Origin of the sequence: Hyphomicrobium sp. (assembly GCF_036262015.1) — a bacterium.
Classification (GTDB): Bacteria; Pseudomonadota; Alphaproteobacteria; order Rhizobiales; family Hyphomicrobiaceae; genus Hyphomicrobium_C.
This window is the reverse complement of sequence record NZ_DATAJR010000009.1, coordinates 697,822-720,884: the sequence shown is the minus strand read 5'-3', so window position 1 is coordinate 720,884 and position 23,063 is coordinate 697,822. Positions and strand designations below refer to the sequence as shown.

At 62.6% G+C, this 23,063-nt stretch carries 21 protein-coding genes and 1 pseudogene; 12 read left to right on the top strand and 10 right to left on the bottom strand.

Features of this window, described 5'->3' with window-relative positions:
- The 3 genes and pseudogenes from fdhF to VHO05_RS18970 all read left to right on the top strand — a co-directional run.
- A partial coding sequence (fdhF, locus tag VHO05_RS18980) for a formate dehydrogenase subunit alpha (RefSeq protein ID WP_329648179.1) occupies positions 1-2,083 on the top strand: 2,083 nt, incomplete at its 5' end.
- Positions 2,084-2,088: 5 nt separating this feature from the next.
- Positions 2,089-2,943, top strand: a complete 855-nt coding sequence (gene fdhD / locus VHO05_RS18975; protein WP_329648178.1) for a formate dehydrogenase accessory sulfurtransferase FdhD — start codon at positions 2,089-2,091, stop codon at positions 2,941-2,943.
- Positions 2,930-3,139 (top strand): annotated as a pseudogene (locus VHO05_RS18970) (formate dehydrogenase subunit delta); the annotation flags it as partial. The gene fdhD and the pseudogene VHO05_RS18970, both read left to right, overlap by 14 nt.
- 337 nt (positions 3,140-3,476) lie before the next feature.
- On the opposite strand, the gene VHO05_RS18965 reads toward VHO05_RS18970, so the two are convergent.
- The 3 genes from VHO05_RS18965 to adh form a co-directional block, all read right to left on the bottom strand.
- On the bottom strand, positions 3,477-3,881 hold the full coding sequence (locus VHO05_RS18965; protein ID WP_329648177.1) for a DUF779 domain-containing protein: 405 nt from the start codon (positions 3,879-3,881) through the stop codon (positions 3,477-3,479).
- Between the two features lie 21 nt (positions 3,882-3,902).
- On the bottom strand, positions 3,903-4,505 hold the full coding sequence (locus VHO05_RS18960; protein ID WP_329648176.1) for a cysteine hydrolase family protein: 603 nt from the start codon (positions 4,503-4,505) through the stop codon (positions 3,903-3,905).
- Between the two features lie 194 nt (positions 4,506-4,699).
- Positions 4,700-6,220 (bottom strand): aldehyde dehydrogenase, encoded by a 1,521-nt coding sequence (gene adh / locus VHO05_RS18955; RefSeq protein WP_329648175.1) that lies wholly within the window; start codon positions 6,218-6,220, stop codon positions 4,700-4,702.
- 323 nt (positions 6,221-6,543) lie between these two features.
- Between adh and VHO05_RS18950 the strand changes: the two genes are divergently transcribed.
- Positions 6,544-8,073: a peptide MFS transporter gene (locus VHO05_RS18950; RefSeq protein WP_329648174.1), complete on the top strand. Its 1,530-nt coding sequence runs from the start codon at positions 6,544-6,546 to the stop codon at positions 8,071-8,073.
- 5 nt (positions 8,074-8,078) lie between these two features.
- Here the strand turns inward: VHO05_RS18950 and metC are convergent, their stop codons facing one another.
- Positions 8,079-9,266: a cystathionine beta-lyase gene (gene metC / locus VHO05_RS18945; protein WP_329648173.1), complete on the bottom strand. Its 1,188-nt coding sequence runs from the start codon at positions 9,264-9,266 to the stop codon at positions 8,079-8,081.
- A 252-nt stretch (positions 9,267-9,518) separates the two neighbouring features.
- Between metC and VHO05_RS18940 the strand changes: the two genes are divergently transcribed.
- Positions 9,519-10,583 (top strand): amino acid ABC transporter substrate-binding protein, encoded by a 1,065-nt coding sequence (locus VHO05_RS18940; protein WP_329648172.1) that lies wholly within the window; start codon positions 9,519-9,521, stop codon positions 10,581-10,583.
- 16 nt (positions 10,584-10,599) lie between these two features.
- On the top strand, positions 10,600-11,208 hold the full coding sequence (locus tag VHO05_RS18935) for a hypothetical protein (protein WP_329648171.1): 609 nt from the start codon (positions 10,600-10,602) through the stop codon (positions 11,206-11,208).
- 51 nt (positions 11,209-11,259) lie between these two features.
- Here VHO05_RS18935 and VHO05_RS18930 read toward each other — a convergent pair whose 3' ends face one another.
- Together VHO05_RS18930 and VHO05_RS18925 are read right to left on the bottom strand one after the other, a co-directional pair.
- On the bottom strand, positions 11,260-12,249 hold the full coding sequence (locus VHO05_RS18930) for a hypothetical protein (protein WP_329648170.1): 990 nt from the start codon (positions 12,247-12,249) through the stop codon (positions 11,260-11,262).
- Between the two features lie 74 nt (positions 12,250-12,323).
- Positions 12,324-14,285: a VWA domain-containing protein gene (locus tag VHO05_RS18925; RefSeq protein ID WP_329648169.1), complete on the bottom strand. Its 1,962-nt coding sequence runs from the start codon at positions 14,283-14,285 to the stop codon at positions 12,324-12,326.
- Between the two features lie 114 nt (positions 14,286-14,399).
- On the opposite strand from VHO05_RS18925, the gene VHO05_RS18920 reads away from it, so the two are divergent.
- The 3 genes from VHO05_RS18920 (at position 14,400) to VHO05_RS20275 (ending at position 16,126) form a co-directional block, all read left to right on the top strand.
- Entirely contained in the window at positions 14,400-14,972 is a 573-nt protein-coding gene (locus tag VHO05_RS18920) for a nitroreductase (protein ID WP_329648168.1), read from the top strand.
- 122 nt (positions 14,973-15,094) lie between these two features.
- Positions 15,095-15,628, top strand: coding sequence for an AAA family ATPase (locus VHO05_RS18915; protein ID WP_329648167.1), 534 nt, complete (start codon positions 15,095-15,097; stop codon positions 15,626-15,628).
- A 3-nt stretch (positions 15,629-15,631) separates the two neighbouring features.
- Positions 15,632-16,126: an autotransporter domain-containing protein gene (locus tag VHO05_RS20275; RefSeq protein WP_414653814.1), complete on the top strand. Its 495-nt coding sequence runs from the start codon at positions 15,632-15,634 to the stop codon at positions 16,124-16,126.
- Between the two features lie 130 nt (positions 16,127-16,256).
- On the opposite strand, the gene hmpA is transcribed toward VHO05_RS20275, so the two are convergent.
- Complete coding sequence (gene hmpA, locus VHO05_RS18910; protein ID WP_329648166.1) at positions 16,257-17,468, bottom strand: NO-inducible flavohemoprotein; 1,212 nt, start codon at positions 17,466-17,468, stop codon at positions 16,257-16,259.
- A 35-nt stretch (positions 17,469-17,503) separates the two neighbouring features.
- Positions 17,504-17,788: a DUF1971 domain-containing protein gene (locus VHO05_RS18905; protein WP_329648165.1), complete on the bottom strand. Its 285-nt coding sequence runs from the start codon at positions 17,786-17,788 to the stop codon at positions 17,504-17,506.
- Positions 17,789-18,272: 484 nt separating this feature from the next.
- Between VHO05_RS18905 and VHO05_RS18900 the strand changes: the two genes are divergently transcribed.
- The 3 genes from VHO05_RS18900 to VHO05_RS18890 all read left to right on the top strand — a co-directional run bounded on the left by VHO05_RS18900 (position 18,273) and on the right by VHO05_RS18890 (position 19,746).
- Positions 18,273-19,016, top strand: a complete 744-nt coding sequence (locus tag VHO05_RS18900; RefSeq protein ID WP_329648164.1) for an SDR family oxidoreductase — start codon at positions 18,273-18,275, stop codon at positions 19,014-19,016.
- Between the two features lie 31 nt (positions 19,017-19,047).
- On the top strand, positions 19,048-19,461 hold the full coding sequence (locus VHO05_RS18895) for a cupin domain-containing protein (RefSeq protein WP_329648163.1): 414 nt from the start codon (positions 19,048-19,050) through the stop codon (positions 19,459-19,461).
- Between the two features lie 93 nt (positions 19,462-19,554).
- Positions 19,555-19,746 (top strand): hypothetical protein, encoded by a 192-nt coding sequence (locus VHO05_RS18890; RefSeq protein ID WP_329648162.1) that lies wholly within the window; start codon positions 19,555-19,557, stop codon positions 19,744-19,746.
- Between the two features lie 52 nt (positions 19,747-19,798).
- Here VHO05_RS18890 and VHO05_RS18885 read toward each other — a convergent pair whose 3' ends face one another.
- Positions 19,799-21,967: a TonB-dependent receptor gene (locus tag VHO05_RS18885; protein ID WP_329648161.1), complete on the bottom strand. Its 2,169-nt coding sequence runs from the start codon at positions 21,965-21,967 to the stop codon at positions 19,799-19,801.
- Between the two features lie 255 nt (positions 21,968-22,222).
- Entirely contained in the window at positions 22,223-23,005 is a 783-nt protein-coding gene (locus VHO05_RS18880; RefSeq protein ID WP_329648160.1) for an NAD kinase, read from the bottom strand.
- Positions 23,006-23,063 lie beyond the last annotated feature (58 nt).

Genomic DNA, 23,063 nt, shown 5'->3' with positions numbered 1-23,063 from the left:
GGCCGAGATGCGCGGCGAGGAAGTCGTGCGCATGGTGCCGTGGAAGGATGGCAAGGCCAACCGTGGCCACTCCTGCGTCAAGGGCCGCTTCGCCTATGGCTACGCCACCCACCAGGACCGCATCCTGAATCCGATGGTGCGTGACAAGATCACCGATCCGTGGCGCGAGGTAAGCTGGGAAGAAGCCATCGGCCGCGTCGCGTCCGAGTTCCGCCGCATCCAGGATCAGTACGGCCGCACCGCTGTCGGCGGCATCACCTCGTCGCGCTGCACCAACGAGGAAGCCTACCTCGTCCAGAAGATCATCCGCGCCGGTTTCGGCGTAAACAACGTCGACACCTGCGCCCGCGTCTGCCACTCGCCGACCGGCTATGGTCTCAAGACGGCGTTCGGCGAAAGCTCGGGCACGCAGGACTTCGACTCGATCGAGAACACGGACGTCATCCTCGTCATTGGCGCGAACCCGCCGGACGGGCACCCCGTGTTCGCAAGCCGGATGAAGAAGCGGATCCGCGAAGGCGCCAAACTGATCGTGGTCGATCCGCGCCGCACGGATCTCGTGAAGTCGCCGCACATCAAGGCGGATTTCCATCTTCCGCTGCAGCCCGGCACCAACGTCGCCGTCGTCACGGCCATGGGTCACGTCATCGTCACCGAGGGCCTCGTCAACGAGAAGTTCGTACGCGAGCGCTGTGATTGGAACGAATTCAAGGAGTGGGCTGAGTTCGTCTCGCAGGAGGTCAACTCCCCCGAGGCAATGGAGAAGTACACGGGCGTGAAGCCCGAGCTGATCCGCGGCGCAGCCCGCCTTTACGCCACCGGCGGCAACGCAGCCATCTACTACGGCCTCGGCGTTACGGAGCACTCGCAGGGCTCCACGACGGTCATGGCCATCGCCAACCTCGCCATGGCGACCGGCAACATGGGACGCACGGGCGTCGGCGTGAACCCGCTGCGCGGCCAGAACAACGTGCAGGGCTCCTGCGACATGGCCTCGTTCCCGCACGAACTGACCGGCTATCGCCACATCTCGGATGCCGCGACGCGTGCGATGTTCGAGAAGGAGTGGAACTGCACGCTCGATCCGGAGCCGGGCCTGCGCATCCCGAACATGCTCGACGCCGCCGTCGAAGGCACCTTCAAGGCGATCTACATCGAGGGCGAGGACATTCTTCAGTCCGACCCCAACACGCACCACGTGGCTGCTGGCCTCGAGCACATGGAATGCGTCGTCGTGCAGGATCTCTTCCTGAACGAGACGGCACGCTATGCGCACGTGTTCCTGCCGGGCTGCACCTTCCTCGAGAAGGACGGCACATTCACGAACGCCGAGCGACGCATCCAGATGGTCGCCAAGGTGATGTCGCCCAAGAACGGCTATGCTGACTGGGAGATCACGCAGATGATCGCCCAGAAGCTGGGCCTCAACTGGAACTATAAGGATCCGTCCGAGATCATGGACGAGATCGCGCGCCTGACGCCGACCTTCACCGGCGTCTCGTACGAGAAGATCCGCAAGATGGGCTCGGTCCAGTGGCCGTGCAACGAACAGCACCCCGAGGGCACGCCCATCATGCACGTCGGTACGTTCGACCGCGGCAAGGGCAAGTTCATGCTGACGGAGTATGTGCCGACCGACGAGCGGACCGGCGCGCGCTACCCGCTCATCCTGACCACGGGCCGCATCCTTTCGCAGTACAATGTCGGCGCCCAGACCCGCCGTACCGCGAACGTCGCCTGGCATCCCGAGGATATTCTTGAGATCAATCCGTTCGATGCTGAGCATCGCGGCGTCAAGGACGGCGATTGGGTGACAGTGAGGAGCCGCGCGGGCGAGACAGCCCTTCGCGCGCTCATCACCGACCGCGTGGCGACGGGCGTCGTCTACACGACGTTCCACCACCCGATGACACAGGCGAACGTCATCACGACCGACTTCTCGGATTGGGCGACCAACTGTCCCGAGTACAAGGTGACGGCGGTCGAGGTGTCGCGTTCGAATGGTCCGACGCAGTACCAGGAGAAGTACGAAGAATTCTCCGACGTCACCCGCCGCATCGCGCCGGCGGAAGCCGCGGAGTAATCTGTATGGCGGAGGCCTCTCTCCGCGTGCCGTCGATCCGGGTGTCGCAAACTCGGATCGACGACACGAATCGATTGATCCCGGAAGAAGTGCCGATCGCGCTCGTCTATGACGGCTCGACTCATGCCGTCATGATGGCGACGCCGGCTGACCTCGAGGATTTCGCGGTCGGCTTTTCGATCACAGAAGGCGTTATCCGCGACATCGCCGAGATCCGGGAGTTCGAGCTCGTCGAGCACGAGAAGGGGCTTGAGGCTCGCATGTGGCTCGTGCCCGACAGCGGACGCACCCACGCCGAGCGCCGCCGCCGTATCGCGGGGCCAACGGCCTGCGGTCTTTGTGGTGTCGAAAGCCTCGAAGCCGCCGTGCCTGCGCCGCGACGGGTCGGAGACACGGCGAAGACGACCGCGCGCGAGATCGACAAGGCGCTCGCCATGCTTCCGCTGGAGCAGACGCTAAATCTCGCGACCCGGGCGGTTCATGCCGCCGCCTTCTGGGACGCCAACGCCGGTGCCATCGCGCTCGTGCGCGAGGACGTTGGCCGTCACAATGCCCTCGACAAGCTCGTCGGCGCCGTGACGCGAGGTCAGCTCGATCCCACCAAGGGCTTCGTCATTCTGACGAGCCGAGTGTCCGTTGAGATGGTGCAGAAGACGGCGATGCTCGGCGCCGAGATCATCATTGCCGTCTCGGCTCCGACGGCACTCGCGCTTGAAACGGCCCATGCCGCAGGCATCACCCTGGTCGCCATTGCACGGCCGGATGCGTTCGAAATATTTACCCATCCCCATCGCATAGCCCTCGCTGCTCAGCCTGGGGACGATGCCCGCAAAGAGGTCCAATCGCATGCACTCCCCTAACGACACCCTGGTCCGGATGGCCAACGATATCGGCAAGTTCTTCCGCTCTCAGGGTGAGGAGAGGGGTGTCGTTGGCATCGCCGACCACATCAAGAAGTTCTGGGAGCCGCGCATGAAGAAGCAGATCTTCGCGCACCTGGACGAAGGTGGCGCGGGACTGGATCCGCTGGCTCTCAAGGCGCTGCAGAAACTGAAGACCGACATGCACGGCAAATCCACCGCTGCCGAAGCTTTGGCTGCTGCCGCGGCCGCTGCCGGAGCCGCAGACTTTGCTGAGAAGCCGAAAGCAAAGGCTTCTGCCAAGAGCAGCAAGCGCTAGCTCGCGCCTCGTAGTCGTACCGAACTGTTCGCCCCGCCGCGCCGGATGAGACGTCCGGAAGCGCGGAGGGGCTTCCATGATCTATATAGACCCGTGGATCGTGCTGGGCGCGGCGTCGGACCGCTGCTCGGACTGACCCGACAAACCCGGCCGCCACAGCCATCATCTGTTCGGCTGACAGATCGCTGCCCAGAAGGCCGCAGGGCCTGCTCGCCTAAGCTGCAGCCGTAGCCGGACGTTCGGCGCCGGTCGGCGGAGGGCCGATCTTTTCGAGTTCCTTGTACTCGGCGTCCGAATAGACGCGTGAGCGCGTGAGAAAGCGGACACCCTCAGGGGCTTCGAGCGAAAAGCCAGAGCCGCGTCCCGGCACCATGTCGATGATCAGGTGCGTGTGCTGCCAGTAGTCGAACTGAGCAGCGCCCATGTAGAACGGCTGCCCGCCGATTTCGCCGAGATAAACGTCCTGCGCGCCGACGCGGAAGTCGCCGCGCGGGTAGCACATCGGAGCGCTGCCGTCGCAGCAGCCGCCCGACTGATGGAACAGCAGCGGGCCGTGAATGCCCATCAGCTTCTCGATCATCGCCAGAGCGTCCGCTGTCGCGGTTACACGTTCGACCATAAAGATCTCCTTTCGACCCCCTTAAGCCGGGATCTTCTCGCCGGACGGTACCACGATTGCGAAGATGTCCGCCAATGCCGTGAGCGCACCGTTGTGCACAGCGGCCGCCGGTAGCTCTCCACCGAGAGGGTTGGGCAACGCACGCGTCGCCGTCGCGTTGCCGACCACCGTCGTCCGGTATCCATGATTGAACGCGGCGCGCGCCGTCGAGTTCACGCAGACGTGTGTCATGAAACCGGCCAGCACGAGGTCGGTAACGCCGAGCCGTTTGAGCTCCGCGTCGAGATCCGTCTGCTCGAACGAGCTCGGATAGGCCTTGGTGATGACTTTCTCACCAGCGGCAGGTGCCACGACGTCTGCGATGGCCCCGATACGCGCGCGCACGTCGTAGGGACTTCCCGGACCAGCGTCGTGCTGAATGTGGATCACGGGCGCCCCAGCGTCGCGAGCACGCTTGAGCAGCGTCGCGCACTCCTTAAGAGCAGGCTCGACGCCTTCGAGCTGCATGATGCCTTCGCGGTAGGTGTTCTGGCAGTCGATCAGCACGAGCGCGGATTTCGAGAGCGATGCTGGCGTATCGGGAAGGGCCAACAGCGAGCGCAGTGTGGGGCGGGCTTCAGTCATCTGGGTATCCTGATTGTGCTTTCCGTAATGCCATGGCCGCCCGTCCGCGCGGTGCGCGGCGTCGCCACGTCCGCGTGGGGCACGGCCATGACGCTAGAATAAGCGGTTGCCTTGACGAAAACAGCGCGACCTTACGGCCGCGCTGTTTCTCGGAGGGAACCGAACCGGGAAAGCCTGGCCGGGCCTTCTCGGTTCTAGAAGAAGCCCAGAGCCTTCGGGCTGTAGCTGACCAGCATGTTCTTGGTCTGCTGATAGTGGTCGAGCATCATCTTGTGCGTCTCGCGGCCGATGCCCGACTGCTTGTAGCCACCGAACGCGGCGTGCGCCGGATAGAGGTGGTAGCAGTTGGTCCACACGCGGCCAGCCTGGATCGCGCGGCCGAAACGATACGCGCGCGTTCCGTTGCGGGTCCAGACGCCGGAGCCGAGGCCATAGAGCGTGTCGTTGGCGATGGCGAGCGCTTCTTCGTCATCCTTGAAGCGGGTCACCGACACCACCGGTCCGAAGATCTCTTCCTGGAACACACGCATCTTGTTGTGTCCTTCGAGAATGGTCGGCTGCACGTAGTAGCCGTCCGCAGTCTCACCGGAGATGATCGCGCGCTCGCCTCCGGTCGCAACCTTGGCGCCTTCGTCACGGCCGATCTTGATGTAGGAGAGGATCTTCTCCATCTGGTCATTCGAAGCCTGCGCACCGATCATGGTGGTGACGTCGAGCGGGTGGCCCTGCTTGATCTTCTGCACGCGAGCGATCGCGCGTTCCATGAAGCGGTCGTAGATCTTCTCATGCACGAGCGCACGCGACGGGCAGGTGCAAACCTCGCCCTGGTTCAGTGCAAACATCGCGAAGCCTTCGAGCGCCTTGTCGAAGAACTCGTCATCCGCATCTGCGACGTCGGCGAAGAAGATGTTCGGGCTCTTGCCGCCGAGTTCGAGGGTGCAGGGAATGATGTTCTCGGAGGCGTACTGCATAATGAGACGGCCAGTTGTCGTCTCACCCGTAAACGCGATCTTGGCGATGCGCTTGTTTTGAGCGAGCGGCTTGCCGGCCTCGACGCCGAAGCCGTTGACGACGTTGAGCACGCCCGGCGGCAGGATATCACCGACGAGATCCATCAGCACCATGATGCTCATGGGCGTCTGCTCGGCCGGCTTCAGGACAACGCAGTTACCGGCGGCGAGAGCCGGAGCGAGCTTCCAGCAAGCCATCAGCAGCGGGAAGTTCCAGGGGATGATCTGACCGACGACGCCCAGCGGCTCGTGGAAGTGATAGGCGACGGTGTCGTGGTCGATCTCGGCGATTGTGCCTTCCTGAGAGCGAAGGCAACCGGCGAAGTAGCGGAAGTGGTCGATGGCGAGCGGCACGTCGGCCGCCATGGTCTCGCGGATCGGCTTGCCGTTGTCGAGCGTCTCGACCATGGCAAGCAGCTTGAGGCTGCCTTCCATCTTGTCGGCGATCTTGTTGAGGAGGCGGGCGCGCTCGGCCGGCGAGGTCTTGGCCCAGGCATCCTTGGCCTTGTGCGCTGCATCAAGCGCCAGCTCGATGTCTTCAGCCGAGGAGCGGGCGATGTCGCAGAGCGGCTTGCCGGTGACGGGCGTGAGATTGGTGAAATACTGGCCTTTGACCGGAGCAACCCACTGGCCGCCGATAAAATTGTCGTAGCGCGGACGAATACGGATCTGTTGCGAAACTTCGTTCAGGGCTTGTTGGATCATGCGCTCCTCCTGAGGGCTCGGATCTCCAGGTCGCGCCAATAAACGCGCCTGTTTTTTGTTGGTCTGATGGACTGCAACTTAATTAGTGAGGCGGGTCCCGCCCGTCTATACTCCAAAGGTCTAGGGAAATGTCTCGGGGCGCACGCGCGGGTAGCTCCGAGGGCACGATCCAGACGTTCGATTGTGGGGAGAATAAGTCGGCATAGGAGGCCGACCCATTCTTCGATCGTCTTGAACATCAGAGGCGGGACGATCGCCGATAGTGGCGCTCCATCCGGGAAGTTGTCCTTGCGGCCTGCGCGTGTCTCGCAGACACTTTCTCAATGGGATCTCGCCGAAGTACTTACGTACAGCTTGTCTCCGGGGAAGTGCTGGCCAAGTTCGGACTGGCAGGACATCCGCGGGGACTTGGTGTCCTGTTTTTCGCCGAGATGTGGGAGCGCTTTTCCTACTATGGAATGCGCGCCCTGCTGGTCCTCTTCATGGTTACGCCTGCGGTCGAGGGCGGCCTTGGACTGACGGCTGCGGAAGCGGCCCTGATCTACGGCAACTATACCATGGCCGTTTACCTTCTCTCGATCCCAGGCGGTGTCGCGGCGGATAGATTCCTCGGCGCGTGGAACGCCGTCCTCGTCGGTGGCACCATCATTGCCGCGGGGCATTTCACCCTCGCGGCGGCGGGCCCATCTGCGTTCTTCGCCGGACTCGGCCTCGTCGCGATCGGCACAGGTCTGTTCAAGCCGATGATCAGTGCACTTGTCGGCACGCTGTACGGCGAGCGGGACAGCCGGCGCGATGCCGGCTTCTCCCTCTTCTACATGGGCATCAACGTCGGTGGGTTCTTTGCCCCGCTCGTCACCGGCTTTTTGGCTCAGAGCGCGACCATGAAAAGTTGGCTCGCGGCGCAGGGGTTTGATCCGCTTGCAAGCTGGCACTGGGGTTTTGCAGCTGCAGGCGTTGGCATGCTGATCGCACTGGCCGTCTTCGTCCTGTTCGGGCGGCACCTCCGAAGTGTCCGGGAACGTCAGGAGGCGACAGCCGTACGCGAAAGCGACGGCTCTGGCATCCCGTACCTCCTGGCGGTCGTCGGGGGAACGCTCGTCCTCATGGGGTTGATCATGGTGTCCGATCGGCCTGGGTTCGAGCCTTTGCGTTGGGCCTATGTCCTCGTGCCCGCGGGTCTCGCAGTTTGGTGCGGTTTCTCACGCGACGAAGAGCGCCGTCGCTACGGGGCGATGTTCGTCCTGCTGATTGGGGCCATTCTGTTCTGGGCGATCTTCGAGCAGGCCGGCGTGACCATCGCGCTGTTTGCGGATCAGCTCACGCGATCCGAGGTTGCGGGTTGGCAATTTCCATCGGCGTGGTTTCAGTCGCTGAATTCGTTGTTCGTCATTCTGCTTGCGCCTTTGTTCGCCGCGCTTTGGCTGAGGCTTGGAGATCGCCAGCCATCGAGCCCGGTGAAGTTTGGTTTGGCGCTCGTCTTCCTGTCGCTCTCGTTTCTGTTGATGGTCCCAGCGGCGATGCTGACGGCAGAGGGACGCATCAGTCCGTTCTGGCTGGTTGGGCTCTTCTTCCTGCAGACGGTCGGTGAGCTATTGCTGAGCCCCGTGGGACTGAGCACAATGACACAGCTGGCGCCCAAGCGGGCTGTTGGCCTCGTGCTCGGGATCTGGTTCCTGGGCTTTGCGCTGGGGAGCAAGTTGGCCGGCGTGCTGGGGGCCGGCTTCACCAGCAACAACTCCGGCGCGTTGGCGTGGAACTTCTTCTGGCAGGCGGCCCTTGCCGGTGTGGCGGCCATCGCATTCTTCGTGCTGACGCCCTGGGTGAGACGTCTGATGGGGTCGGTCAGATAGCCTGCTCAACGCGACGCGTTGAGGCGCGCGAAGCCTGCTTCGAGATCCGCAATGAGATCGCCGACATCATCGAGCCCGATATGCAACCTCAATGCGGGGCCTTCGGCGGTCCACGCCGTTGCGGTCCGGTAGTGCTTTGGATTGAACGGAATGATGAGGCTCTCGAAGCCGCCCCACGAGTAGCCCATGCCGAACAGCTCGAGCCCGTCGAGCATGGCTGCGAGGGCTTTGCGTGGTGTCGGCTTCAGGATCACGGAGAAGAGGCCGGACGCACCCGTATACTGCGCCTTCCAAAGCGCATGACCGGGATCGGCGGGGAGTGCCGGATGGAGCACGCGCTCGACCTCCGGACGCGCTGCGAGCCACCGCGCAACCTCTAGGCCCGAGCGTTGATGACGCTCGAGGCGAACCGCGAGCGTGCGCAGTCCGCGAAGGCCCAGATAGGTTTCCTCCGAGCCGGGACATCCGCCGAGCGTTGCGCGCGCATCCTCAAGCAGCTTTGCCGTCCGCTCGTTGGCGGTGATCGCGCCGAGCATCGCGTCCGCATGACCGACGATGTACTTGGTGCAGGCATTGATCGAGACGTCGACACCGTGCGCGAGCGGCCGGAAGTAGAGGGGCGTCGCCCAGGTGTTGTCCATGATCACAGCGACGTCACGCGCACGCGCAGCCTTCGCAATGGCGCCGATGTCCTGCATTTCGAAGGTCAGAGATCCGGGGCTTTCCGTGAAAACGACGCGCGTGTTGGGCTGAATGAGATCGGCGATGTCGGCGCCAACGAGCGGGTCGTAATAAGTTGTTGCCACGCCGAGCCGCGCGAGGATCGTATCGCAGAAGCGGCGCGTCGGCTGGTAAACGCTGTCAACCATCAGGATGTGATCGCCCGCCTTCACGAAGGCCAGGATCGCCGTTGTAACGGCCTGATAGCCGGACGCCGTGAGGAGCGTGCGTGCGCCCCCTTCGAGTTGGCAGATGGCCTCCTCGAGCGCCGCCGTCGTGGGCGTGCCATGGCGGCCATATTTGAATGGCTGGTCGTAGGCTTCGAGAGCATCGAGGGTCGGAAAAAGAACAGTGGAACCGCGATAAACCGGGGGATTAACGAAGCCGTGCTGTGCAGGAGCATTTCGGCCGCTGTGCAGGAGTGTCGTCGCCGGATGGCGGGATTTTCCGGAACCCTTTTGCGGTTTGGTCATCGCGGTAATCCTTGCCTTTCGCAACGGATGGGGGGAGGGCGGCGCCGAGCGCCCTTTGACGCAACTTCCCTCGTAGGTCAAGGGCTTGACCATCGGACCGCAACGCGGGATGTGTGACGGGGGGAGGAGGGCTGTTCGGCCCCGGTCGCGACGCCGCGACGGTACACGAAATGATCGCCGGCCCGCCAGAGCTGGCTTCCGACAGGTTTTCCCCGCCCGCTGATGTTTCTGTTGACCCGGAGGCTCGTATTCGTGACGGCTGACCGCCAGAAGCCTGGAGGCGTGGGACTGTGCCGCGGCACGGCGTTCGCGTTCGCTTTCGCGCTGGCAGTCGTGGCCGCATTTGCCTCTGGCGGCCAAGCCGAAGCCGCCACGCTCGACGAAGTCCGTGCAAGGGGCCACGTCATCTGTGGCATCTCGGAAGGTACGCCCGGCTTCGCGTCGGTCACGGGCGAAGGCACTTGGGCGGGGCTCGATGTGGGGTTCTGCAGCGCCGTCGCCACCGCGGCGCTTGGGCGACGCGATGCCGTGAAGTTTCGAGTGGTCTCCGCCGCGAACCGCTACCAAGCCCTGACCGCGGGTGAAGTCGATCTGTTGCCGCGGGCAAACTCACGCACGCTATCCCGGGACACGGAGAACGGCGTGCGTTTCGTCGACACGCTCTTCCACGACGGACAGGGTTTTCTGGTCAAGCGGGGCTACGCAGTTGCAAGCGTCCTCGAGTTGTCCGGCACAACGGTTTGCGTCTTGACCGGGACGAGTGCGGAGCAGGGCCTCGAGACGTTCTTCCAGTCGCGCAAGATGCGCTATCAGGTCATCACCGCCGAGAAATGGGTCGATGCGGTGAAGGCCTATGCCGATGGGGCCTGCACCGTCCTGACCGGCGACATCACCGTTCTGGCCGCGGAGCGCAGCCGCTTCATCAATCCGGCTGAGCACGTCATCATGCCGGAGCTGATCAGCAAGGAGATGCTCGGTCCGATCGTGCGTCAAGGAGACGAGCAGTGGTTCTCCATCGTGCGCTGGACGCTGGCGGCACTGATATCCGCGGAGGAGCTCGGCATCGCGAGCCAGAACATCGACAGCCTGCGAACATCACCGAATGTGGACATTCGCCGCTTCGTCGGTCTCGAAGCCGATCTGGGCCAGGCCATGGGACTGTCGCGCGACTGGAGCTACCAGGTGGTGCATCAGGTAGGGAATTACGGGGAGCTTTTCGAACGCAACATAGGCTTGCGTTCGCCGCTGGGACTCGAGCGCGGCGTCAATAATCTTTGGACCCGAGGCGGGCTCTTGTCCGCCGGGCCATTGCGGTAGTCGGGGGGAGGGCCGTGTGGTCACATTCGTCACCGCGATTGAAATCTCAGGGCTTGCGGGCAAGCTCCTGCTGCTTCTGCCGTTGCTGGTGCTTCTGGCAGTGATCCTTCGTCAGCGTCGGCCGCAAACGCCGCAGAACAAATCCCGGACAGAGTCTGCCGCGCTGCGCGCGATCGGCGACGGATCGGTGCAGTCGGAAGTCGCGATTTCTGAACAAGCTGTCGCCGCATCATCGGAACCGCGGCCCGAACATCCCGCGGCGATCGATTGGAACGCGCGCATTCAGGCAGCGGAAGCGGCAGGTGACAAAGGGGCTCTGGCCGGTCTTTACCTGTCGCTTGCGAAGGACGAGATCGCCCACGGCCGCACCAGCACGGCTGCAGACCACTTGCGCACCAGCGTGCGCCACGCCGCAAAGCCGCGGAACCCGGCGATCATCGCCGAAGCGCGTCTTGAGCTTGCGGAGCTCGCCCGTGCGGCAGGCGATCTCACGACGGCCTGCGAACACTGGCAGATTGCGCGCAGCTTGTTTCGCGAACTCGCCAAGAAATCGGACCTGGATGAGACCGAGCGCCTTATGCAGCGCCATGGATGCCCGACCGATTGGGTCTTGAACGACTTTTGAGAGCAGCGGGGGCAGCGATCGTTTGCGTGCCTGTTGCCCGCTGGCGCCGGATCAGTTCATCACCAACTCGACCTGCGTTGTCTCGCCGTTGGCAAGCGTGATCTCGCGTTGGAAGGTGCGGCCCGCCGATTTAGCGACCACTGTGTAGGTGCCTGGCGCCAGAATGTGAGTGGGCAGCGCGCCGACGCTTTCTTTGACCTCTTCACCCTGCGGAGTTTGGATCGTCCATTGGGTATCGGGAAGCGCTTCGCCACCCGCGCGGGGAACGAGCTTGAATGTTGCCTTCGCGGCGGAATGCGTGACGGACGCCTCCGTGAGTTTTCCGGCCTCGACAGTCACGTCGCTGCTGACGATGGCGTTGCAATCGCCGTAGGTCGAGACGATGTGGTAGATGCCCGCGTTGAGACGGATGATGAGGTTCGGCCGCGCGGCCGAAAGCACGAGTTTGCGATTGTCGGTCTGGTCTCGGTCGGAATAGATCGCGTAGTTTACGGTATTGCTCGCGGCCTCGGCGCCCGCCACGAGGGCCTTCAGGCGCAATCCGCCGGCATTGAGCACGAATTCTTCGGCCGGTTGTTCCGCGCCGGGCTTCACCGTGATCCGCCGCGTGATGTGGGCCCGCCCCAACGATGCGTTGACGATGTAATCGCCGGTCTTGAGCTTGAATGTCGGATGCGCATCCTGCTTGGTCGCGAGCTGAATACTCCGGCCGTCGGCTCCTGGCGCATGTTGGAAAACGCGCCAGACCAGCCCTTCTTCGATTTCTTCCCCGTCCGCAGTCAGGCGCGCAACCATTCGGACCGGGACCACCTCGCCACTCTGCTCCGCGTTCTGTGCAGGATGCGCCGCATCGGGTTGCGGAGTTGATTGGCCTTGCAGGCCGGTCAGCCAATCGGCTGGAGATTGCGCCTGCGCTCCGTCGGATAGACAAGCACAGCCGAGGAACAGCGCGAACAGCGTCGCCGCAGCCTGCGGACGGCGGGACTGCTGTCGATCGTCAGGCTTGTCCATCACGTGCGGGTTCATTGGTGTCCAAAGCATGCCGGATGACGCCGCGAGACCATGGTTGAAGTATGGCGCCGGAAATGCGCTGAAATACGAGAAAATTCAAGGGCTCACGGTGTGCCGGGATTGAGTTGGCGCCGCTCTCCGGCTTTGAGGTCGAAGGCCTGCTCGATTCGTTGGGTGTCGCTGTCCGATAGCAGCACATATTTTCCGGGCGCCAACCGCATGCTGGCCGTCCCCCCAGGCCCCGAATGCATGACCGTTCGCCCGGTGCTGTCCTGGACCCGCCAGCGGTTGGATGCACCGGCGGCGCTGACCGATATCTCTCCCGACTCGAGCTTGAGCTGCACGCTGCCGCCACGGCCGTTCGAGAGGTCGACAACGCCAAGGGCCTTGATGTTCAGGCCACTCGCGGAGGCTTCGACGCGATACCGCGCGGGCGGGAGCAAAAAGGTCCCGCGTGACCCGTTTGCGCGCGCAATTTCTCTCTGCTCGGCGTCTTCGCTCAGAACGCGAATGACGATTGGAAGCTGTGCGGGTTGCGCGCCGTCCTGGGTGGGCGTCGAGGTGTTGACGGTAATCGAGACCAGGTTGAAGTTTGCGACATGCTTGATCGTCGCGCCGCTACCGACGGCGATGCGATCGCGCTGCTCCGCCACGCCCGACTGGGCCGTGACGTAATAGGTGCCGGCAGGCAATGTGAAGACCGCGTGGGGATCCGCCGAACGGGCCACCTCCCGCCGCCCTTGCGGCGAGTCCGGGTCGTCCTCATCAATCGTGTACGAGACATCCTTGATCGGTTGGCCGTTCGCCGCTTCGACGGCGCTGAGTTCAATGCGGCCGGTGCCGAGCACAGGGGTGACGTGTGCAGTCGCGCCCTCAGCGACAGTCGTTTCCGTAGTTTGGTCGGCGAGGCCGTCCTGCACGCGCACGACATAGGGCCCAGCCGGAACGACCAATTGCGCAGAGGCTTCGCGGCCAACCCACACGGGCCGTCCCCCGGTGCCGCCGGCATCCTTGGCGTAGACAGTCACTACGGGATCGGCGAGTGCCGTTCCGCCCTTGTCGGCAAGCGCGTCGAGCTTGAGAATCCCTGCCCCGAGGGAGATTTTCGCCACCGTCGGTCCTTCGGCCTTGACCTCGAGAGTCTGCTGGGCCGTAGCCTGCCCATAGCGGGCCGTCACGACGTAGGAGCCAGGAGAAAGGTCTACGGCGAACTCACGCGTCCGCGCCGTCGTGAGAGGCACGTCCCGTTGGTTTGCGTTCGCAATGCTCCATTGAATTGCCGTGTTGAGCGGCGGGCGCTCGGAGGACAGCGATGAGGTGAGGCGGAGGCCCGGAGCGCCCGCGGGGGCCAGTGGGGTCGCCGCTTTTGGCGTAGGAACGGCCATGCCGGTTGCGGGATCGACCCGCTCGAGATTTGCGAGTGTCAGCGCTTCGTTGAGCGCGGACTGGAGGCTCGTCGAGTCCTGGGCGTCGAACACCCGGCCCTTTGTCGCCCGCGCGACACACATCAGGTGCTGGCTGTCCGCCTTTTCGAGGCCGAAACCGATCAGGAACACGCGCGTGTTCGGATTGGTCTTGGCGATCTCCGCGGCCGACGCGCACGGGTCCTGCCAGCAGTTGTCCGGCCCGTCGTGAATGACGATCACGCTGCCGGCTTCGCCCGCGGGGATCTGCTTGGCGGCTTCCTTGATGGCAAGCGCGAGTGGTCCCTTGCCTTTGGGACTGAGCTTGTCGGCGATGGAGAGGATACGTTCGGGTGGGCCGGCTTCTGGCGATGCCAGCACTTCCACGTCGCTGCAATCCGCCCGTCGGCGCTGCCCGAAGGACATCAGGCCGAGGCGAACCTGCGGCGACAGGCTGGAGAGCGATTGGCGCAGGGCCCCCCTCGCAAGATCGAATTTGGCGGGACGCTCGGTGCCGATATTGCCCCACATGGAGCCCGAGCCGTCGAGCACGATAACGGCAGGGCCATCGGAGATTTCGTCGGCCGCGGCGCTGGGACGCGTCAGGACCGTTAACGCGAGCACCAATAGGAAAATCGGGGCTAGGCGGCGTAGGAGCAGCATCGGGCTTCGGATCCGTTGTCCTCGATTACGACGCAGACATTGTATCAGAGCCTCACTTGCGATAGCGAGGCCGCAAAACCAGACTACGCGAATAGAATTTCGGGAACCTGACGCATGAACGACGCACTGCTCAAGACACTCGCAACCCGCCGGTCCGTGAAGCCGGACCGCCTGGAGGCACCCGCGCCCTCAGGCGAGGAACTGGACCGGATCCTGACGATTGCGGCCCGTGTTCCCGACCACAAGAAGCTCGTCCCCTGGCGCTTCATGGTCTTCGAGGGCGACGCCCGCGCCGCGGCCGGCGAGATTTTTGTCGAGGCCTGCAAGGCGGAGGAGAATGAACCCTCTCACGTCCGTCTTGAGACGGAGCGCACGCGCTTCATGCGCGCCCCTCTCGTGGTTGCGGTCGTCTCGCGCGTGTCGAAGCGTCCGGGCGCCCCCGAATGGGAGCAGATCCTGTCCGCCGGCGCCGCCGCGTTCAATCTCTGCCTCGCTGCGAACGCCATGGGCTACGGCACGTCTTGGCTTACAGAGTGGGTGGCGTACAGCGCCACGGTGCGCGCCAAGCTCGGACTTGCTGAGAACGAGCGCATGGTCGGCTTCATCTACATAGGCACGCCGAAGGAGAAGCCCGAGGAGCGTGAGCGCCCGAACCTCGCCGACATCGTCACGCGCTGGCAGCCCTAAGCCAGCGCGCAAGCGTCGAAGCAGCCCGGAATGTCCGCTATGGGCCATAAGCGGTCATGTAAGGTGATCGGAAGACAGCGCCTATCTCGACCGTACCTCTTCGACGCTCTAGGGATGAAGGAATGTTCAAGGCAGGCGAAATCCTCATTCTGACGGGCACACCCGGGTCCGGGAAGACGACCACCGCACAGGCTATCGCCGCGCTGCCAGGTACACCCAAGGTTCACCTGCACTCCGACGACTTCTGGCATTTCATCAAAACGGGCGCGATCCCGCCCTATCTTCCTGAAGCGCATGGTCAGAACGCCGTGGTTATGGGCGTCCTAGCCAGGGCAGCCGAGAGCTACGCGACGGGCGGATACTTCGTCATTGTCGATGGCATCATCGGCCCCTGGTTCTTGGCCCCGTTTAGGACTCTTCTCTCACCCCTGCACTACATCGTTCTTCGCCCAGACCTCGCTGATGCGCTTCAGCGCTGCCGGGAGCGTGGTGGGAACACCCTCTCCGATCCTGACCCCATCACAGCACTGCATGAACAGTTTGGGGACCTGGGGGAACTGGCAGACCACGTTCTGCTGACAGACGGACAGAGCCGCGACGACACCCGCGAGGCCGTCGCTCGCGCCGTCCAGGATGGCGCTTACCTGCTGACATAACTCATTCGCCAACGTCCGCTTCGGGCCAGAAGCGGATATTGCCTGACGCGTTCGACGCGAGATGCTCAGAAATCCTGCGAGAGGCCGGCGCGAGACGACGCCTACACTGAGCAGGACGGCGTTTTCACGGCTTCGTTCGAGAGAATGACGAGCACGGCTGAGACGACGCGCTTCGGTGCCGACGCTCGTTATACGTTCAGGCCCGATACGTGGGCCTGGGGCACCCTCGCGTGGGGCCATCGTCTCGACGGCGGCCAGGGCGCCGACGTCACGGCCACGCTGGGGAATTGGTTCCCGATGACCGTGCCCGGCGTCGCCGCCACGGACGCTTGGCTCGAGGTCGGCGGTCGTGCGTCTGCCGGCTTGGGACAAGGGCGCCGTGACCGCGTCCGTCACCGCCTCGGTTCCCGAGGACCAAGGCGACACCACCTATCTCGGCCCGGTCTGCCGTCGCGAACCGGCAGACCGAATCGAACCGTTAGTATCGTGAACGGATAAACAGATATCGTCTCATCCCGTGCAATCGTTGGAAAGCGCGATCCCTAGGCGGCAGGGAAGACCCAGTCGCGATTTGATCGACGTCGCAAACTTGCTGTGGGGTATGCGGGAAGGCGCAGCCCCGGAGCGCTCAGCCGGCAATCAAGTCGTCGGCGGGACCGAAGAATTCGTAGTGAACGCGGTAGGCGGGCACGCCCGCAAGGGACAGCGCGGAAACTGCCGCGCGCAGAAACGGGCGCGGGCCGCAGATGTAATAGTCCGCTGTCTCTACAGGCGTGTTGGCGATCAGCCAGTCGTCCGTGATGAGCCCGGCGTGGTCATAGTCCCGTTCCGCGGTTTCGTCGGCAAGCGGCGTCTGATGGAAGTCGCTGATGGTGACGGCCTTGCCTTTCTTTGCAAGCGCGCGAACATGATCGCGCATCGCATGCGTATGTTTGTCATGCGTGCCATGAATATAGTGAACGGGAACGCCGACGTTTTTCTCCACCAAAGTCTCCAACATGGAGACCATCGGTGTCAGCCCTACACCGCCAGACAGGAGAACGATCGGACGCTCCACGTGCTCGGGAAGAAAGAACTCTCCCGCCGGGGGAGCGACTTTGAGAACGGTTCCGGGCTTTGCATGATCATGCAGCCAACCCGATGCAAGGCCATTGGGTTCGCGCTTTACGGAGATGCGGTAGGTGCTGCCGTTTGCGGCATCCGAGATCGAATAGTTGCGCTTGACCGGCGGGTGACCAGGGATTTCCAACCAGAACGTCAGGTGCTGGCCAGCTTTGTGACGGATCACACCGCGATCGTCGACGGGCCGCAGCACGAATGAACGAATAACTTTGCTTTCTTGGACAACCTCTTCGACGCGGAAATCGCGCCAGCCGTTCCAGCCGCCTACGGCGCCTTTCTGCTCTCCGTAAATGCGGCCTTCGCGCGAGATGAGAATGTTTGCGAGGAACCAATAGGCTTCACCCCACGCCGCGAGAATCTCATCGGTCGCCGCGTCGCCAAGAACCGCCGCGATCGCGCCAAGCAGAGCATCGGCGACATAGGGATAGTGCTCCGGCAGAATCTGTAGCCCCACATGCTTTTGAGCAATTCGTTCGACGGCGGGAGCAAGCGCGGCAAGATTATCAATGTTGCTGGCGTAGGCCAGGATAGCGCCGGTCAGGGCACGCGGTTGGGAATCGGATGCACCGTGATGCGACTGGTTGAAGAGATCGCGAATGTCCGCATTCTGAAACATGCGGGCATACATTTCGTGGACGATCGCGAGACCATGCGCCTCCAGCGCAGGGACAGTAGACTTGACGAGCGCAATCGTGCGGCTGCTGAGCGCCTCAGACATCAATGTGGTCCTTTTTTTGGGAAGGGCTTGGATGATCAGCGCGCCATTTCCGGCGGCCGGTCATAGAAATCGATTTGCATTGTCATCGGACCAATCGGTGTCACGAAATGCGGCTGCTCCGGCAGAAGCAGGCCCGCATTGTCGGGATCGATGATCTTCTCACTTGCCGGCTCCAAGTATGTCAGGCGGAGCCGACCCTCAAGGACGCGGATGACGCCCCAGACCCCAGCCTTGGTGGAGTGGCGTTTGCAGAGGGCGTTCGGCAGCGTCACCTCGTCGAAGACAGCTGTACTCCGATAAGGGCGGATCGCGTCTGCCATAGAAATTCCTCTGCAGAGCTATCGACCAACACAGATTGCGCAGCGTTTGCGGCTCAATAACGTGAGCGAAACGCGCGTTCGTAGAAACATGCATTCTACATATATCTTTAGCAATGCGACAAAACAGTAGGCGTAACCGGTCTGCTCGCTCGGCCATCAATAACGGACAGTCACCGCTCGTTCGCTGCTCTGGACGGCCACGCGTTAACGGTTGCAGTGCGTGTCGGATTTGTCTTCTGCTGGTACCGGGTATGATAAGCCATATAGACTGCGTGAGGACCTCAAGGTCGTCGGCGTGCCTGCGCTCCGGATGAATGGCGGTCGACGACGAGATCGTACCGCTCAGGTCCCCAGCTTACGAACACGCTATTCGCATTTGTCAAAGGCCGGCCTCATCGCTTCGCTCGGCCGGTCATTGTCCTTTCAAGCAACGGGCACGGCCTTCCATGGCCTCAAGTGTCCACATCTTGCTCGGAGAATGCCAATGAAAGTCGTCATTGTAGGAGGGACTGGTCTCATCGGCCGCAAGCTAGGCGCGATCCTAAAATCCAAAGGCCATGCAATTGTCAGCGCAGCGCCATCGACAGGCGTCGATAGCGTTTCGGGGAGAGGCGTTGCGGAGGCGATAAGCGGCGCCGATGTCGTGATCGACGTTACCAACTCGCCCTCTTTCGAGGAGCAGGCTGCCCTTGAGTTCTTTCGTCGCTCGACGGGGAATTTGCTGAGCGCGGTCAAAGCGGCCGGGACGGCGCATTACATCGCGCTTTCGGTCGTCGGCGCTGACCGTATCCGCGACAGCGCTTATCTCCGCGCCAAGCGGGTGCAGGAGGAACTCATCGAGGCCGGAGGCGTCCCCTACTCGATCTTGCGCGCAACTCAGTTCTTCGAGTTTCTCGATGCGATCGCAGGAGATGGCACAAAGGGAGAAGCCATCTATCTCTCGCCCGCCAAGTTCCAGCCCGTTGCGGCAGACGACGTTGCCGCTACCCTCGCTGGTATTGCAATGGCAGCACCGAAGAATGGCGCGGTTGAGCTAGCCGGTCCCGAGGCATCAGGTCTCGCGGAGTTCATCCAGTCGTACCTCTCGTCCAAAGGTGACCTGCGCAAAGTGATCCCAGATCCCGGTGCCACGTATTTCGGTGCCGTTCTCGATCAGAACGGGTTGGCTCCGGCCGGGCAGTTCATTCCCGGCCCGACACGAGTTTCCGATTGGGTACGAGCCTCGTGAAGCATCGCAATCTCGGAGAAGGAGAAGCACCATGAAGACCGCAGCACTGCTCCTTACGGCCGCTGCCGCTATGCTCGCGACGAGCGCTATCGCTGAGACGATCGCGCCAGGAGCCAATGTAACCGTCGTTTTTGATCAAGAGCTGCCGAATGTCCCCGGCAAGAGCATGCGCGCCGTGCTTGTCGAATACGAACCCGGTGGGGGATCGCCCTCCCACCGCCACCCGTCCTCGGCTTTCATCTATGCGCGGGTGTTGGAAGGAGCGATCCGCAGCAAAGTGAACGACGGTCCTGAGCATACGTATAAGGCTGGCGAGAGCTGGACGGAGAGGCCGGGTGATCATCACCAGGTGAGCCACAACGCCAGCGACACGGAACCGGCCAAGCTGCTGGCCATTTTCGTGGTCGACACAAGCGACCGTAAGATCGTCGTCCCGGACAAGTAGATAGGATCCGCTTCGTGTCGTTTGTGGTCGTTCGTAAGATCGCGTTAGGGGCAAGGCTATCGCGCTTGGCCCAATAGCAGGAGGTGCTCTCAGATGCCTGATAACGAAGCCGTAGCCGAGCTCGACCGCCGCATTGCGTTGGTGCGCGAAAATTTGCGCACCCTCGTTGAGCAGGCCGCCGCTTATTCAGGTGCGGCGGATGACGCGCGTATAGCGGATCGCATAGCCGAGCAGGAGAACCTTCTCGCCGGCCTGGAGCAGGAGAAGGCCCAGCTTACAAAGTGAAGCGTACCCACGGCGCGCGTCAAGCTTGGCCCCTCTGCCGGCGTTCCCGCAATCACCACTCCTTCGTCAGAGACAGGCGGAACGACCGTGGTTCGAGCGGATGAAAGTGGATGTCCTCGACACCGCCCGCTGGCTCGCCGGGAAGACGAGAGGCGTAGTAGTAGTCGATCTGGCTCGATGTCTGATCGAAAAGGTTAAAGCCGTCGAGCCGAACGATGAACCCATCATCGAACCTGTAGCCGAGGCTCGCTGAAACCGGCGTGCTCGACTCTGACCGGACGCTGTCGTCCTCGATGAGCGGGCGCGCGCCAAAGTAGCGAATGTTCACGTTTCCGAACCACCCATCCAGATTGTCGAACGACAGCCCGGCGGCAACGACTCCTTCAATGGCACCAGGAATGTGGCGCCCCGGCGCGGCCGGATCATCCTCCTGAAAACGGGCGTGGGTGTAGGCCGCATCGAGATCCAGCGTCAGCCAAGGCAGCAACTGAGCATGCAGCGTGTATTCCGCGCCGATGCGGCGGCTGGGGCGGCTCGCTTCCGTCGTTCCTGCGTCGCCGACGAAAACGATTTCAGAATCGAAATCAAGGATGAACACCGACGCCGTGCTGGTGAGACCGGAGTTCGGCTGTGTGCGCAATCCGACCTCGGCACCCTTGGAGCGCACCAGGAAGGGGGCAGGCGAAACTGGATCGCCGCTGGCTGGATCGACCGTCGTAACGGTTCCACGCGCGTCGTTGCTGTGAAAGCCGGTTCCGGCGTTGAGATATAGCTCCGTTGCGGCCCAAGGACCGAGCACAAGCCCGAACTTCGGACTGACGATGCCATCGGTATCGCTGCCCGAGTTGACGGGCATATTGCTCATGACGTCGGCGGTGTAGAGGTCGGCGCGCAGGCCCGTCGTGGTGCGCAGCCAATTCGTCCAATGCAGCGTGCTTTCGGCGAAAACGCCGACGCTCGCTTCCTCAACGCGATCCTCGCGAACGGTCGACAGGTGTTCGCGCTGCTTGGTATTGAAAAGGCCGACTTCAATATTGTCGTAGCGCCCCTGGATCCCGATCGTCGTCTCAGATTTGACGCCCGGCAGAAGCATGCCAAAGAACGTCTTGCTCGCGCTGGCGCCTGCGACCCAGCGATCATCGGCTTGCTGGAATTGATCGCCATTGACGGGATCGTTGAGGAAATAGGTGAAATTGCTGAACAGCGACATATCGCTTTTCAGGACGTAGGCGTTGACCCTGGTCGCCGAGTTCGCATCCGTTTGGTTCCAGCGTCCTGAAAGGCTGTAGCGGTGCGATGAACCACCGTCCGTCGGATCGAGCGTGCCGAAGCGGTCGATCGCCCCGGACTCCACGCCTCGGAGCGGTATCTGGTCCGTCGCGTTCCAATGCCCGGAATAGGCCATTGCGGTGACGGCAAACCCGTTATTGAAGCTTCCGTTCGAATAGCGCATGACGCCATTGAACTTCCTGAGGTCGTCCGGTCTCTCCCAGGGTCCGTCGAAGAAGTGAGCCTCGCCTGCCACAAGCACGGTTCCGTCGACGCCAACTGGCGATGACATGCCCGCCACGGCACGGCGGTGGCCGAAGCTCCCGGCTTCGATGCGCCCGAAGTTCTTGTCGAGCTTGTCCACGATATCGAGATGGACGGCACCGGCAGACGAGAAATCGCCTTCAGATGCGAAGTATGGCCCCTTGCGGAAGGTGAGGCCGCGCATGATCTCGGGGATCATGAAGTTCGTGTCGGCGTAGCCTTGGCCATGCCCGTGCGTGCGCATGTTGACGGGCATGCCGTCGACGGTGATGGCCAGGTCGGTGCCATGATCGATGTTGAAGCCTCGAACGAAATACTGGTTCGCTTTTCCTTCGCCGCTGTGCTGCGTAACGACGAGGCCGGGCACGGCCTCCAAAATATCACCCGTGCGATAAGCCGGTACGGCGGCGATCTCTTCGGCGCTGACGTAGCCTTGGCTAGCGGACTGCGCGATACCGATGCTGCCAGCGCGCGGATCGATGGATTCGACGGCGGCGAAGCTCGAGCTATCCTCATCAGATGACTGCTGCACGGCGCCGGCCTTGACCGGCGCGGGTTGCGAGGCTTTTGCCTGTTTCGCGGCAGTCGGTGTCGTAACGACGACGGCCGGCAACTCTGTTTGGGTTTGTGCCGCAGCGGTGCCTACCCAGGCAGTCGTCCAAAAGACGAGACCAAGAGTTCTACGCATATCTCCCCCCTAACGCTCGAGACGCCTTTCCTGGCGCTTGGCTGAGAGGTTAGGGCGAGCAGCAGGGATAAAAAGTCCCAATCATTTCATGGAGAGCATTGATACCGTTAATGCTTCGCAACGGATTGATGGCGAAAGCATTGGTGCGGGGTATGCGTCGGAATGCGAGGTTCCGCCAAGCAAACGCGCAACGTTTGCTGGCCGAAACCAGTATGACTTTGAAGGGAAATTTGCGGTGCCGGAGTTCGGTCCGTATCAATACCGGAACTGTTCGGCGAGGATGCGCTCGTCGAGGCTGTGGCCCGGATCGAACATCATATAGAGATCGATTGTGCGTGCCTGCTCGATCTCAACCCGCACGACATTGCGCATTTCCTTCGCGTCGGCCACTGCGCTCACCGGCCTCTTGTCGTGCTCGAGGGCGGTGACACTGATGTGCGCCTTGTTGGGGAGCAGCGCCCCGCGCCAGCGGCGCGGACGGAACGGGCTGATGGGCGTGAGGGTGAGGAGAGGCGCATTGATCGGCAGAATAGTGCCGTGTGCCGAAAGATTGTAGGCGGTGGATCCGGCGGGCGTGGCTACGAGAACGCCGTCACAGATGAGTTCTTCCATGCGCACGGTATTGTCGATGGAGATCTTAAGCTTGGCGGCTTGGAACGTCTCGCGAAAGAGCGACACCTCGTTGATCGCAAGCGCCTTGCTGGCTTTGCCCTGCGTATCGTAGGCCACCATCGATAGCGGATGCACACGGCTGATTTCGGCTTCCGCGAGCCGTTCCAGTAGACCATCCTCGCGGTACTCGTTCATCAGGAAGCCCACCGACCCGCGGTTCATGCCGTAGATCGGGATGCGATCGTTCATGTACCGATGCAGCGTCTGCAACATCAGGCCGTCACCGCCAAGAGCGACGATCGCATCGGCACCGCGCGGCTCGGCCGACCCATATCGGGCCACAAGGCGCGCGAGTGCATCCTGGGCGTCAGGCACCTCGCTGGCGACAAAGGCGATGTTTTCGAACTTGCTTTTTGGTTTGGCCATGATGATGCAACGGGTCCGGCGCCATGCAAAACGGTTGGGGAATAACCGGGCCGGCGCT